The sequence below is a fragment of the Actinomadura sp. NPDC049382 genome (assembly GCF_040677125.1).
Taxonomy (GTDB): Bacteria; Actinomycetota; Actinomycetes; order Streptosporangiales; family Streptosporangiaceae; genus Spirillospora; species Spirillospora geliboluensis.
Window position 1 is genome coordinate 1 of sequence record NZ_JBFARO010000069.1, and the last position, 13,504, is coordinate 13,504.

10 protein-coding genes and 1 pseudogene are annotated in these 13,504 nt (G+C 73.4%); 7 read left to right on the plus strand and 4 right to left on the minus strand.

Going from position 1 to position 13,504, the window contains the following annotated elements; all coding sequences use genetic code 11:
- Together AB0K34_RS30360 and AB0K34_RS30365 are read left to right on the plus strand one after the other, a co-directional pair.
- Positions 1 to 903, plus strand: a pseudogene (locus tag AB0K34_RS30360) (hypothetical protein); the annotation flags it as partial.
- Between the two features lie 15 nt (positions 904 to 918).
- A complete protein-coding gene (locus tag AB0K34_RS30365) occupies positions 919 to 2,244 on the plus strand; it encodes an MFS transporter (protein WP_364552355.1) in 1,326 nt (441 codons plus the stop codon).
- A 73-nt stretch (positions 2,245 to 2,317) separates the two neighbouring features.
- Here the strand turns inward: AB0K34_RS30365 and AB0K34_RS30370 are convergent, their stop codons facing one another.
- The 3 genes from AB0K34_RS30370 to AB0K34_RS30380 form a co-directional block, all read right to left on the minus strand.
- Positions 2,318 to 3,733 carry an NAD(P)/FAD-dependent oxidoreductase gene (locus tag AB0K34_RS30370; protein ID WP_171069406.1) on the minus strand — a complete coding sequence of 472 codons (1,416 nt, stop codon included), beginning with the start codon at positions 3,731 to 3,733 and terminating at the stop codon, positions 2,318 to 2,320.
- Positions 3,734 to 4,213: 480 nt separating this feature from the next.
- Positions 4,214 to 4,807, minus strand: a complete 594-nt coding sequence (locus tag AB0K34_RS30375; RefSeq protein WP_138641190.1) for a hypothetical protein — start codon at positions 4,805 to 4,807, stop codon at positions 4,214 to 4,216.
- A 129-nt stretch (positions 4,808 to 4,936) separates the two neighbouring features.
- Positions 4,937 to 5,542, minus strand: coding sequence for a TetR/AcrR family transcriptional regulator (locus AB0K34_RS30380; RefSeq protein WP_138641191.1), 606 nt, complete (start codon positions 5,540 to 5,542; stop codon positions 4,937 to 4,939).
- A gap of 37 nt (positions 5,543 to 5,579) precedes the next feature.
- Here AB0K34_RS30380 and AB0K34_RS30385 point away from each other — a divergent pair, with 37 nt between their 5' ends.
- Positions 5,580 to 6,113 carry a GNAT family N-acetyltransferase gene (locus AB0K34_RS30385; protein ID WP_138641192.1) on the plus strand — a complete coding sequence of 178 codons (534 nt, stop codon included), beginning with the start codon at positions 5,580 to 5,582 and terminating at the stop codon, positions 6,111 to 6,113.
- Between the two features lie 17 nt (positions 6,114 to 6,130).
- Here AB0K34_RS30385 and AB0K34_RS30390 read toward each other — a convergent pair whose 3' ends face one another.
- Positions 6,131 to 7,381 carry an MFS transporter gene (locus AB0K34_RS30390; protein ID WP_138641193.1) on the minus strand — a complete coding sequence of 417 codons (1,251 nt, stop codon included), beginning with the start codon at positions 7,379 to 7,381 and terminating at the stop codon, positions 6,131 to 6,133.
- A 36-nt stretch (positions 7,382 to 7,417) separates the two neighbouring features.
- Between AB0K34_RS30390 and AB0K34_RS30395 the strand changes: the two genes are divergently transcribed.
- The 4 genes from AB0K34_RS30395 (at position 7,418) to AB0K34_RS30410 (ending at position 13,501) form a co-directional block, all read left to right on the plus strand.
- On the plus strand, positions 7,418 to 8,479 hold the full coding sequence (locus tag AB0K34_RS30395) for a LacI family DNA-binding transcriptional regulator (RefSeq protein ID WP_240808501.1): 1,062 nt from the start codon (positions 7,418 to 7,420) through the stop codon (positions 8,477 to 8,479).
- Between the two features lie 127 nt (positions 8,480 to 8,606).
- Positions 8,607 to 10,622 (plus strand): SpoIIE family protein phosphatase, encoded by a 2,016-nt coding sequence (locus AB0K34_RS30400; protein WP_301175053.1) that lies wholly within the window; start codon positions 8,607 to 8,609, stop codon positions 10,620 to 10,622.
- A 116-nt stretch (positions 10,623 to 10,738) separates the two neighbouring features.
- Positions 10,739 to 12,541, plus strand: a complete 1,803-nt coding sequence (locus tag AB0K34_RS30405) for a thiamine pyrophosphate-dependent enzyme (protein ID WP_301175052.1) — start codon at positions 10,739 to 10,741, stop codon at positions 12,539 to 12,541.
- A 126-nt stretch (positions 12,542 to 12,667) separates the two neighbouring features.
- Positions 12,668 to 13,501, plus strand: coding sequence for a universal stress protein (locus tag AB0K34_RS30410; protein WP_364552360.1), 834 nt, complete (start codon positions 12,668 to 12,670; stop codon positions 13,499 to 13,501).
- Positions 13,502 to 13,504 lie beyond the last annotated feature (3 nt).

Genomic DNA, 13,504 nt, shown 5'->3' on the forward strand with positions numbered 1-13,504 from the left:
GTGGTCGGGATGGGGCACTCGGCCGCCAACACCCTCCTCGCCCTGGCCGAACTCGCCAAGAACGAGCCCGGCACCCGCGTCACCTGGGCGGTGCGCGGTGCATCGGTGGCCCGTCTCTACGGCGGCGGCGACGCCGACGGCCTCCCCGCGCGCGGCGCGCTCGGCACCCGCCTGAAGGCGGCCGTGGAGAGCGGTGAGATCGACCTGGTGCGCGGCTTCACCATCACCGGTCTCGCCACCCCGGACGGTGAAGCCGGATCCGTCCGGGTCGACGGCCAGACTCCGGACGGCCCGCGCGTCCTGGAAGCCGACGTCGTGGTCGCCGCGACGGGTTTCCGGCCCGACCTGGACATGCTGCGCGAAGTCCGGGTCGAGCTCGACCCCGCCACCGAGGCGCCGGTCAGGCTCGCCCCGCTGATCGACCCCAACTTCCACAGCTGCGGGACCGTCCCGCCGCACGGGGAACGCGACCTCGCCCACCCCGAGCCCGGTCTCTACCTGGCCGGGATGAAGAGCTACGGCCGCGCCCCCACGTTCCTGATGGCCACCGGGTACGAGCAGGTCCGCTCCATCGCCGCCGCGCTCGCCGGCGACCGCGAAGCCGCCGACACCGTCCAGCTCGACCTGCCCGAAACCGGTGTGTGCTCCACCAGCCTGGTCACCGACGACCTGCTGCCGGGCGCCGCCAACCCGAGCGCCGGCCAGGATGACAACTGCGGGACTTCGTGCTCCACCGAGGCGACGCCCGCCCCGGCCGCCCAGTCCGAACCCGACGGCGGGTCATGCTGCGGCCCCGCGGCCCCCGAACCGGTCAGCATCGGCATCGGAGTCCCCGCTGGCCTGGGATTCGCAACCGGGCACGTTCACGGCTACTCCGGAGAGGCCGAACACAGTGGTGCCTGACGGGGCGACGACCTGATGAGCCGTGGCACTCCCGCACCGGGATCGGCGGCGGACACCTCCGCCGCCGGCCCCGGCACGGTGTCCCGCGTCCCGCTGCTCGCCCTCTGCGTCACCGAGATCACCAGTTGGGGCGTGCTCTACTACGCCTTCCCCGTCCTCGCGCAGGACATCACCCGCGACACCGGCTGGTCCACCGCGGCCATCACCGCCGCGTTCTCCGCCTCGCTCATCGTCGCCGCGCTGGCCGGCGTCCCGGTCGGGCGCGCGCTGGACCGGCACGGCCCCCGCGTCCTGATGACCGGCGGCTCGGCGCTCGCCGTGCTCGCCGTCCTGGCCGTGGCCACCGCACCCACCTTGTGGACGTTCGCCGGAGCCTGGCTGCTGGCCGGCGTCGCGATGTCCGCCGTGCTGTACCAGCCCGCCTTCGCCGCGCTCACCCGCTACTACGCCCCGCACCACCTCGCCGCCCTGACCACCCTCACGCTGGTCGCGGGCCTGGCCAGCACCGTCTTCGCGCCGCTCACCGACACGCTGTCGGCCCACCTGACCTGGCGCGGCGTCTACGTCGTGCTGGCGGCGGTACTGGCGGTCGTGACCGTCCCGCTGCACCTGCTGGCCCTGCGCCGCCCCTGGCCCCCGCCACCTCAGGCCGCACCAGGCAAGCCCAGCCGTCCGCACGACCGGTCCAGGTCCGGGGTGTCGGCCACTGTGCGCAGCAGGCCGTTCCTCCTGCTGGCCACCGCGCTCACCCTGTCGGCGTTCGCGATGTACGCGGTGATGATCAACCTCATCCCGCTGCTCACCTCGCGCGGCGCCAGCGGCAGCACCGCCGCCTGGGCACTCGGCCTCGGCGGCATCGGCCAGGTCACCGGACGCCTCGGCTACGGCGCGCTGGTCCGCCGCACCAGCGTCCGTGCACGGACCGTCTGGATCCTCGCGCTGTCGGCCGCCACCACCGCGGCTCTCGCCGCCATCCCCGGACCCGTGACGCTGCTCATCGCCGTCGCCTTCCTCGCCGGCACGACCCGCGGCATCGCCACCCTGCTCCAGGCGACCGCCGTCTCCGACCGCTGGGGCACCGCGTCCTACGGCGCCCTGTCGGGCATCCTCGCCGCTCCCATCACCACCGCCACGGCCGTGGCGCCCTTCGCCGGAGCCGCCATCGCCGCCGCACTCGGCGGCTACCCCCGCATGTTCCTGGTGCTGACCGCCGTCGCCGTCCTCGCGGCCCTGCTCGCCGCCGGTACCGCACCTTCCCGCGCCACACGCCGCACATCGCCCGCAACGTCGACCGCGCGCACTCCCGCTCCGCGCCTGGAGCCGCGCAAGAGCGAGGAGTGACGTGGTGGACGTCGCCGTCATCGGAGAAGGCCAGCGGCCTGACGGCGCCCGTGGGCGTCCGTGGTCTCAGTCTTTAGCCGCGATAGGTCTCCAGTAGACGGAGCCAGACCTCGCTGATCGTGGGGTAGGCGGGAACAGCGTGCCACAGGCGGGAGACGGGGACCTCGCCGGCGACGGCGATGGTGGCCGAATGGAGGAGTTCGGCCACGCCCGCGCCGACGAAGGTGACGCCGAGGAGGATCTCGCGGTCCAGGTCGACGACCGCGCGGGCACGGCCCTGGTAGCCGTCGGCGTACAGGGAGGCGCCGGCCACCCTGCCGAGGTCGTAGTCGACCGCCCGGACCCGGTGCCCCGCGCGGGTCGCCTGCTCCAGGGTGAGCCCGACGGCCGTCGCCTCCGGATCGGTGAAGACGACCTGCGGCACCGCCCGCTCGTCCGCGGTCGCCACGCTGCGTCCCCACTCGGCCGTGTCGAGCGTCCGCCCGGCGGCGCGGTCGGCGATCACCGCACCGAAGATCCGCCCCTGGTACTTGCCCTGGTGGGTGAGCAGCGCCCGGCCGTTGACGTCCCCGGCCGCGTACAGCCACTCGCCGGGGACCCCGGCCGCCAGTCCGGTGTCGTCGACCTCGATGGGACGGCCCGCGTCCAGCCCGACCGTCTCCAGCCCGAGGTCGGCCGTCGCAGGCGTCCGTCCGGTGGCGAACAGGACCTCGTCCGCGGTGACCGTCTCGCCGCCGTCCAGCGTGAGGGTCACCGGCCCGTCGCGGCGGACGCCGGTGACGGACGCGCCGAAGCGCACATCGACGCCGGCCGCGCGCAGGCCCTGGGCCACCAGTTCCCCCGCGAACGGCTCCATCCGCGGCAGCAGCCGGGATCCGCGCACCAGCTGCACCACCTCGCTGCCGAGCGCCCGCCAGGCGGTGGCCATCTCGCACGCCACCACGCCGCCGCCGACGACGGCGAGCCGCGCCGGCACCCGCGCCGCCGAGGTCGCCTCCCGGCTGGTCCAGGGACGGACGTCGGCCAGCCCCGCCAGGTCGGGCAGCGCCGCGCGGGTGCCCGTGCACACGGCGACGGCGTGCCGGGCCGTCAGCACCCGCCGCCCGCCGTCCGGGGTCTCCACGGCGACGCGCTTGACCCCGTCCAGCCGCCCGCGGCCGCGCACCAGCACGAGCCCGGCCCCCTTCAGCCAGTCGACCTGGCCGTCGTCCTTCCAGTGCGAGGTGAACTCGTCCCGGCGTTCGAGGACGGCCGCCGCGTCCAGCGTCCCGCCGGCCGCCTCGCGGGCGCCCGGCAGCCGCCGCGCGTCCGCCAGCGCGGCGGCCGGACGCAGCAGCGCCTTGCTGGGCATGCACGCCCAGTACGAGCACTCCCCGCCGACCAGCTCGCTCTCCACGACCGCCACGCTCAGCCCGCCGGCGTGCGCCCGGTCCGCCAGGTTCTCCCCGGTCGGCCCGGCCCCCACCACCACGACATCGAACTCGTCCATGACCCTGCCTCACGATCTGAGTCGTCTTGATACACGTGCATCGTCCTGGATTCCCCGGCTCCCGGCAGCCCGGCCACGCCGCGACCGGACGACCCGGAACGGCCCTGCCACCGCGCTCAGCGGTGGGCTACGGTGACCGCAAGATCATTTACGTGAGGGGATGAGGCTGAAGCTGCGTTCCACAGTGGGTGCCGCGTCTACTACAGCCCGACGACGCGGAAGAACTGCGCGATCGCGCGGTCGGGAGGGTTCACCTACGGCAAGCTCCAGGGCGCGTGGGTGCAGATCGGCAAGTGGAGCGGTGGTGCGACGGACGACGACGGCTGGGGCAGCACCTACAAGTACTACGCGGGACCGGTGTACGTGTACGCCCCGAACGAGTGCATCTGAGCGGAGGGCCGGTAGCGGGGCGACGGAAGGCGTACGCGCGGGTGCCTGCCGCAGGCGCGCCAGGCACCCGGCATGCCCTCCGGAGTTTGGTCATTCGGTCAGGGACCGGAGGTAGGCCATCAGAGCCTTGCCGCGCGGGGAGAGCCGGTAGCCGGTCTCCAGGCTTTCGGTGAGGCCGAGGGCTTTGAGGCGACGCACATCGGCCTTGAAGGGCAGCTTGTCGCGGCCCAAGTGTTCGGCCAGGTCGAGGGCGCGCAGGCCGGGATGTTCCTCGATGAGACGGAGGACCTCGCGGGTCCAGGGGGCGCGGCGGCTCCGGGCGTCGATGGCGTCCAGGGCGGTGGCGAGGTCGGACAGTTCCCGGTCGGTCAGGTCGGCGTTCGCGGCCAGCTCCGATCGGGGATCGGGGCCGCCCAGGTGGAGCATGACGCGGTGGTAGCCGCCCTCCTTGCGGCTCTTGGACAGGGCGGTGAGCAGCGCCGCGCGGTCCGCGAAACCCGAACGGAGGGCGTCCTCCTCGGTGATCTCCTCGGGCGTCACGGGCGTGACCGAGTCGATGACGATGACCCCCGCCCAGGTGCGCTGGGTGCTCCCCGCGCGGACCCGGGGCTCGGCCCACACCCGGAACACCCGGTCGATCCGCCCGCCCGCGATCCCCTCAAGGACTTCCCGCCTGAACAGCATCGTTCCCTCCCAGGTGGTACGCCTCTCCTCCCGCAATCCTCTTCGGAAGCACCTCGAAAGGCCAACGAACGTGGCCGCCTCCCAGAGCGCGCCGGTCTTCGCGCGTGATCGGCCGGCCGGCTGACCTCGTCAGGAGCGGTGGCTGCGCAGGGCGGCAAGACCTGCGATGACGATCGCCTCTGCGTCGACGTCGTGCCGCTGGTGCAGTCTCGCGTACGTCGGGGCCACTGCGGGGTCGACCGGTGCGGTGCGCTCGCTGCTCACCGTGTGCGCCGTGGTGGCGCTGCCGATGACGAAGTTCGACAGTGCGTAAGAGGCGCTCAAGGGGTCCTGCGCACCGGCATCGGCCAGCAGTTGGCACATCCGCTCCGACAAGCGCAGGTAGTGCGGCCCTCGCGGAGCGCGCATCGCGATCACCTGGCACGCCCACCGATGACGCACCAGATGCCGGTAGCAGCCGAGCATGAGGGCGTCCAGATCCGCCCCGGCGATGAGGCCCTGGACCTCCGCATCCGCTCCCAGCGCCGCGTCGAGGGCGAGATCGAACAGGTCGTCGACCGAGGCCACCCGCGAGTACAGGCTCGCCGGCGCCACCCCCAGCCGGTTCGCCACCGCGCGCAGCGTCAGCGCCCGCAGCCCGCCCTCGTCCAGCAACGCCACCGCCACCCGCGCCACGGAGCCCACATCGACGGCGCGTTCGCGCCGGACGGGCTTGCGGTGCTCCCAATAGCTCACGGCCGTACCTTAACCGATCTATGTTAGTTTTATCTGCATGCTCGACGCCGCTCTCCTTCCGCTGCAGAACGACCGCGTACGGCTGCGCCCCCTGCGCGCCGAGGACGCCGCCGCCTTCGCCGAGGGCACCGGCGACCCGGCGGTGCGGCAGTACGGCCACCTCCCCGAAGCCGAGTACACCCCCGAGTCGGTCCAAGCGATGATCACGCGGGACGCCCGCCCGGGCCTGGAGCGCGGCGACCTCGCGGTCCTCGCGATCGCCGACGCGACGACCGACGAGTTCGCGGGCAGCCTCGTGGTCTTCGACGTGCGCGACCGGCAGGCCGAGGTCGGCTTCTGGGTGCACCCGCAGCACCGCGGGTCCGGACTTACGACCGCTGCGCTCGACCTGTCCGCGTCCTTCGCCCACGACAGCGGTCTGCGCGAACTCACCGCACGTACCTCGCCCGAGAACATCGCCTCGCAGCGCGTCCTCGCCTCAGCCGGCTTCACTCTCCAAGGCCGCGGCAAGGGCACCGCGCCCTCCGGCGAACACGTCGAACTGCTGCACTACGTGCGCGCACTCTCCTGACACTCGCTGTGTGCGGCTCACTCTGAGGTCGTGAGCCGGCCGCCGTCCGGGCGTGGCGCCCTTTCCTTCTTGACCCCGTCGCGGCGGCCTTTAGCGGCAGGTGCGCTCAGGCGGAGCAGCGCCGGGGTGAGGGCGAACAGGATGCCCGCGAGGGCCGCGACCGCGACCATGGCTCCGCGGAGCCCCGCGGCCTCGGCCCACAGCCCGACGTAGACCGGTCCGACCAGGAACCCGAGGTAGGCCACGGCTGTGACGACCGATGTCGCGCGGCCCCGGTAGGACTCGTCGACGTTCGCCGAGACGACGCCGAGGAGGGTCGGGAACAGTACCGCGGTCCCGGCGGCGGCCGACGCGAGACCCAGCGCGGCGATGAGCAGCGTGGGCGCGGCGGCGATGAGGAGCGCGCCGGACGCGGCGGCGAAAGCGCCGCAAAGGAGAACGGTCCGAGCGTGAACGGTCTTGAGGCCGCCCATGGAGAACCTTGTGACCGCGACCGTGCCGGCGAACACGGCAGGTGCGACGGCGCTCAGGCCCCCGCCTGAGCGAAGCTCTTCGTGGGCGAAGACCGCGCTCCAACTCTGGTGCGCGTTCTCGCTGGCGAACGCAAGCGCGCCCAGGACTCCGATCAGCAGCAAGGGGACGGTCCTGTGCCGCCCAAGCGGTGCCGGAGCCGCAGCGGGGACGCGGTCGTGTCCCTGAGCGGCGGCACCGGCAGGCGGCGTCCCGTACACGGCGGCACCGGCCAGCAGGCAGAGGGCGGCTACGGCCGCGAACGGCACCGCGAGCGGTAGGGACGCCGCCGACGCCAGCCCGGTGGCGAGACTGGCGACGACCACCAGCCCGGAGAAGACGCCGTGGGCGCGGGTGAGGACGGGCCGGCCGGTGACCCTTTCGGTTCGTCCGGCGACCGCGTTCATGGCCACGTCGGCGGCTCCGCTGGCGGCGCCGACCAGGGCCAGCCCGGCGCACAGGCTCGCGGAGTCCACCGCCGTCAGCGACAGCCCGGCACCGGCGATGCCGAGGGCGGCGATGGCCGCGGCAGCGACCGGCGGTCCCCACCGGTCCAGTGCCCGGCCGGCCAGCAGCATCGCGGGAAGGGCGCCCGCGCCCACGAACAGCAGCGCGAACCCGAGCCGGCCGTCCCCGATGCCGGCCTGGTGCTGGACCCGCGGCACGGAGGCGCCCCACACGCCCCAGAACGCGCCGAACGCGGCGAAGAGCACGTACGCCGAGACGATCAGGTGGCGCGAACCGGGGGCCTTCGGCATATGTGTAACGATACACGCCAGGCTAGGCTGGAGCCCGTGGAATCGTCCGTGGGTTCGAAGCGGGTGACCCTCGCCCAGGTCGCCGAGCTGGCCGGCGTGTCGGTCATGACCGCCTCGTACACCTACAACCGGCCGGAGCGCGTGTCGGACCAGGCCCGGGCGAAGGTGCACGCCGCGGCGGCCCGGCTCGGGTACGCGGGGCCCGACCCGAGCGCCCGGTCGCTGCGCCGGGGGAGGACCCAGACGCTCGGTGTCGTGATGGGCGAGCATCTGAGTTACGCGTTCGACGATCCGGAGGCGGTCTCCTTCCTCGCCGGAATCGCCGATGTCTGCGCCGACCGCGGCTACGGCATGACCATCCTGCCGATCACCGGCGCCGCCGACGACGTCCCGCGGGTCACCGCCGCCGCCGTCGACGGGTTCATCGTCTGGACCACGTCCGACGACGACCCGGTCTTGGCGGCCGTCCGGGCGATGAAGCGTCCCGCGGTCGTCCACGGCGGGCCGAAGGTGGGCGGGATGGGGCTGGTGAGCATCGACAACCGTGCTGCGGCACGCGCGGTGGGCGCGATCGCGTTCGCGGGCGCCGAGCGTCCGGCGATCGTGAGCTTTCCGCTCTCCCGAGACCGGACCAGCACGGTCACCAGCGGCGCGGACATCACCGACGTCCTGTTCCCGGTGACGCGGGAGCGGCTGGAGGGCTATCGGCGAGCGGCCGAGGACGCCGGCATCGCCTGGCGCGACGTGACCATCGCGGTATGCGCGCGCAATGACGCGGCCGAGGCCGAGCGGATCGCGGCGGCCCTGCTCGCCGCCCCCGAGCCGCCCGACGCGATCGCCGCCATGAGCGATCAGCAGGCGGCCGGGGTCGTCCACGCGGCCCGTGCCGCCCGCCGCGTCGTCCCCGACGACGTCGCGGTGACCGGATGGGATGACGCGGCGGTGGCGGCCCGACTCGGATTGACGACGGTCGCGCAATCGCTGCGCGACCAGGGCGCGGCATGCGCGCGTGCCGCGCTCGGAGAGAAACCCGATGCCCGGACCGCATCCTGGTCCATCGTTCGCAGAGACAGCACGCGCCGGTCGACGACAAGGTGACCGGCGGCTGTGTGCATCGTTGTGCCGTGAGCCGGTGGGGAATGGGAGGAGCGTCGGCGGGGGAGCTGTGAGGACCGGATGACCGGGGACGGGGGGCTGGCGCATGGGGGGCGCGGGCGGACACGGCATGGGGTGGCTTGCGCTGGAGGCCTTCGATCCGGCGCCGGTCGCGGTCGCGTTGACGATCGGGCCGGATCACCGGCTGGTGTACACCAACCTCGCCTACCGGGCGTTCGTCGGAGACCGCCCGCTCGGCGAACCGATCGGGGAGGCGTTCGGCGCCGCTGCCAAGCAGGACTACGGCGAGCTGTTCGATCGTGTGCTGGCCACCGGTGAACCGGTCAGCCTGGTCGCGGCGCCGGTGAAGCCGGCCGGTGCGGGCGCCGAGGACCGGGAGCGGTACTTCTCCTTCAGCCTCTCGCGGTTCACCCACGAGCGGCCCGGGGTGCTGGTGGTCGCGGTCGACGTCACCGAGCAGGTCGCCGCGGTCGAGCGGGCGGACCGGGCGACCGAGGAGCAGAGGCGGTCCCGGCGCCGGCTGGAGAGCCTGGTGTGGATCAACGCGCAGGTGGTGTGGGTGACCGACGCGGACGGCCACGTGACCGAATCGAGCGGCGGCTGGGAGCGGATCACCGGGCAGAGCCGGGAGGAGTTCCTCGGCGACGGCTGGATGCGGGTGCTGCACCCCGACGACCGCGAGCCCACGTCGCGGTCGTGGGGCGAGACGCGCCGGCTGGCCCGCCCGTGGCACTACGTCTACCGCGTCCGCACCCAGGAGGGCGAGTACCGGCACTTCGAGGTGCGGGCCGCGCCGGTGATCGAGGACGGCGCCGTGATCGAATGGATCGGCACCTGCTTCGACGTGGAGCGGGAGTGGCGGGAGCGGCAGCGCCGCGAGCTGCTCGACCGCGCCGCCGCGGCCGCGGCCGAGCGGACCGCGCTGAGCGATGTGTTCGCCGCCCTCGTCGGGGTGCTGGTCCCCGCGCTCGCCGACGGGTGCGGCGTCCACCTGCTCCCCGACCTCGGCGCGCGTCCCGCGGGTGCCCCGATCACCGTGCGCCGTGTCGCCACCGCCGCGAGCGGCGGGCTGCCGCGGCAGCCGCCCACCGGTGAGGAGCGGTTCGCCCCCGACAGCGGGTTCGCCCGCGCGCTGGAGCGGCGCCGCCCGCTGCAGCGCACCTTCCCGGCGGGCCGGCCGCCGGCGGACCTGCTGCCCAAGAGCACCACCGCCTGGCTCACCAAGGCCGGCGCCACCAGCGTCGTGCTGATGCCGGTCGTCGTGGACGGGGCCGTGGCGGCGATGGTCACCGCCGCGAGGCTCGGCGACCGCGACCCGATGAGCCCGGAGGACGTCGACCTGATGCGGCAGATCTTCGAGCACACCCACGACGTGCTGAGCGGCGCCGTCCGGTTCCACCGGACCCAGCAGGTCGCCCTGGCCCTGCAGCACGGCCTGCTCGCCGAGCCGCCGGAACTCGACGACCTGCGCATCGTCGCCCGGTACCTGGCCAGCCCCGCGGCGGCCGAAGTGGGAGGCGACTGGTACGACTCGTTCGTCCTGCCCGACGGCGCGACCGTGGTGGCCATCGGCGACGTGGCGGGCCACGACCTGGCCGCCGCCGTCGACATGAGCCGGCTCCGCAACATGCTGCGCGTGCTGACCGCCGATCGCCTCGCCCCGCCCGGCGAGATCCTGCGCCGCCTGAACAGCGCCATGGAGACGGTGGCGCCGGACGCGACGGCCACCTGCGTCCTGGCCCGCGTCGAAGAACCCGAACCCGGCCGATGGCAGCTCAACTACGCCGTGGCCGGGCATCCGCCGCCGCTGCTGCTCACCTCGGACGGCGACGGCCGCTTCCTCGAAGAAGCGGCCAACCCGCTGCTGGGCCTGCCCTTCGAGACCTTCCACAGCTCGACGGAACCGCTCCCGCCCGGCTCCACCCTGCTGCTGTACACCGACGGCCTCGTGGAACATCCCAGCGAGCATCTGGACAGGGGCCTGTCGCGGCTTCGCCGCCGCGCCTGCACGCTCGCCCACCGGCCCCTGGAGCACCTGTGCGACGCCCTCCTGGACGTCCTGCCGATCAACGGGGCCGACGACATCGCCATGATCGCCGTCCGGACCCCCGCCACCGGCGCGTAGGCGCCCCGGCCGCCGAGCCGCCGCGACCACCGCTCCGCGTTGACCACGGCCCCTGACATCGTTCCGGAACGGGCGGGTACCTGCCGGGTGTCTGCGCTGGAAGGACGGTCACCGATATGCCCGATTCGTCGTCGAAGACCACCTCTGACCTGGTCGTGGAACGACTCCTGGACTGGGGTGTGGACACCTGCTTCGGCATCTGCGGCGACCAGATCAACGGCTTCTTCGAAGCGTTGCGGACGCATCCGGGGATGCGGCTGGTCCACGTGCGGCACGAGGAGAACGCGGCGCTCGCCTGCGTCGGCTACGCCAAGTTCACCGGACGCCCGGCCGCGTGCGCGGCCACCGCCGGTCCCGGCGCGGTCCACCTGCTCAACGGGCTGTACGACGCGCGGATCGACGGTGCGCCGGTCATCGCGATCACCGGTCTGTCCTACCACGACACGATCGGCTCCCACTTCCTGCAGGATCTGCCGTCGGACCGGGTGCTGGAGGGGGCGTGCCCGTACTCCGAACGGATCATGGGCCCGGCCCACGCGGTCACCGCGACCGATCTGGCGGTGCGGTCGGCGCTGATGAACCGCACGCCCTCCCATCTGGCGATCCCGATCGACGTCCAGTCCTGGACGCTGGAGCAGGACACGGTCTCCGACAAGAACGTCCCCGGGCACGCGTCCCTGGCCGCTCAGCCGTTCACGGTGGTGCCGCCGCTGGAGCAGATCCGCCGGGCCGCCGGGGTGCTCAACGCCTGCCGGAAGGTGGCGATCTGCGCCGGCGCCGGCGCGCGCGGCGCCGGCGAGACGCTGGAGCGGGTCGCCGAGGCGCTGGGCGCACCGATCGTCAAGGCCGGTCTCGGCAAGGACTGCGTGCCCGACGACAGCCCCTACACCACCGGCGGCATGGGGCTGATCGGCACCCGCGCCTCCCACGAGGCGTTCGAGGACTGCGACGGGTTCCTGATCGTCGGCTCGTCCACCCCCTACTACGACTTCTGGCCCGAGCCCGGGCAGGCGCGCGGCGTGCAGATCGACCTCAACGCCGACCGCATCGGCATGCGCTACCCCGTCGAGGTCGGCCTCGTCGGCCACGCCGAAGGGGTGCTGGAGGCGCTGCTGCCGCACCTGGAGTACAAGGCCGACCGGTCCTTCCTGGAGCGGGCGCAGCGCACCTACCGTGACTGGTGGCGGCTGATTGGCGAGCAGGCCGCCGCGTCCGGCACGCCGATGCGCCCGCAGGTGGTCACCTGGGAACTGTCCAAGGCCCTGCCCGACGACGCGATCGTCACCGGCGACGCCGGCACCGTCACCGCCTGGGGCGGGCGGCTCATGCTGCGCCGGGGGATGAACTACTCCTTCTCCGGCACCCTGTGCACCATGGGGGCCGCGCTGCCCTACGCGATCGGCGCGCAGATCGCCCACCCCGACCGGCCGGTCATCGCCTTCACCGGCGACGGCTCGCTGTCCATGGGCCTCGGCGAACTGGCCACCCTCGCCCAGTACGACCTGCCCATCAAGGTCGTGGTGCTGCGCAACAACTCCCTCGCCCTGGAGGTGTGGGAGCAGACGGCGCTGCTGGGCAACCCCCAGCACGGCTGCGACCTCCACCCCATCGACTTCGCCTCGGTCGCCCGGGCGTGCGGGCTGAACGCCTTCCGCATCGTGGAGCCCGGCGACGCCGCGGACGTGTTCCGGCAGGCCATGGCGGAGCCGGGGCCGTGCCTGGTCGAAGCGGTCACCGACCCCTACGAGGCGCCGTTCGGCGAAAGCCTCAAACCCGCCCACGCCGCACACCTCGCCGAGGCGTTCGGCAAGGGCGAGAAGGCGGCGGGGCCCATGGCCCGCAACCTCATGCAGGAGCCTCGCGTCGCGATGTCACCGGCGCTTCAGCAGCACCGCGGCATCCTCAACCGCTACCGCTGACTCCGCGCGGCGCATCGAACCGGTGACCGTCGTCCCTGGACGCCGGGACTTTCGGCCGCAGAGCACCCGGCGTGCTCCGCCCTAGCTTCGGAGGTGAACGGGAAGCGGGCTGAGGAGGAGTGGGCGATGCCGGGTCCGGTCGTGGTGGGTATCGATGGGTCTGTGCATGCGTGGCGGGCACTTGATTGGGCGGCGGACTATGCCGACCGCCGTCAGCGGCCGCTCCTCTTGGTGCACGGCTCGCGTGCTCTGCTGGACGAGGGGACGATCCCGCCGGACGCGCTGCGCCGCCTGATCGCCGAGCGCGAGGACTTGCTCAATGAGGCCCGCCAGTACGCGCTGAAGCTGCGCCCGGAGGCCGACGTCGAGACGCGGCTGGTCCCGGCCGACCCGGCCCGGACGCTGGTGGAGGAGAGCGAGCACGCGGACCTGGTGACGGTGGGATCGCGAGGTCAGGGCGGGTTCGAGGGCCTGCTGTTCGGCTCCGTCGGCCTCTACACCGCCGCGCACGCCCGCTGCCCGGTGCTGGTGGTGTCGCGTTCGGCGGCGTACCCGTCCGACGCCCCGGCGGAGATCGTGATCGGGATCGAGGGGGTGGACGGCGAACGCGACTTCATCGAGTGGGCGTTCAAAGAGGCCGCCTCGCGCGGTTCTAGGATCCTCGCCCTTCATGCGGTGGGCGGCGAGTTCTCGCCGCGCCGCCGGGTGATCGAAGACCTGGAGTTGTCGGAGGCCCTGGCCGGCTACCGCGAGCGGTACCCGGACGTCGCGGTCGACCAGCTCGTCTCCGAACGCACTCCCGCCCGGGCGCTGGTGGAGGCGTCCGAACACGCCGGGCTGGTCGTCGTGGGTGCGCGACGCAGGCGCGCCCCACTGGCCGGAATGGCGCTGGGCCGGGTCAACCACACGGTGCTGCACCACGCCCGATGCCCGGTGGTCGTCGTCCCCAACCGCGACTGAACC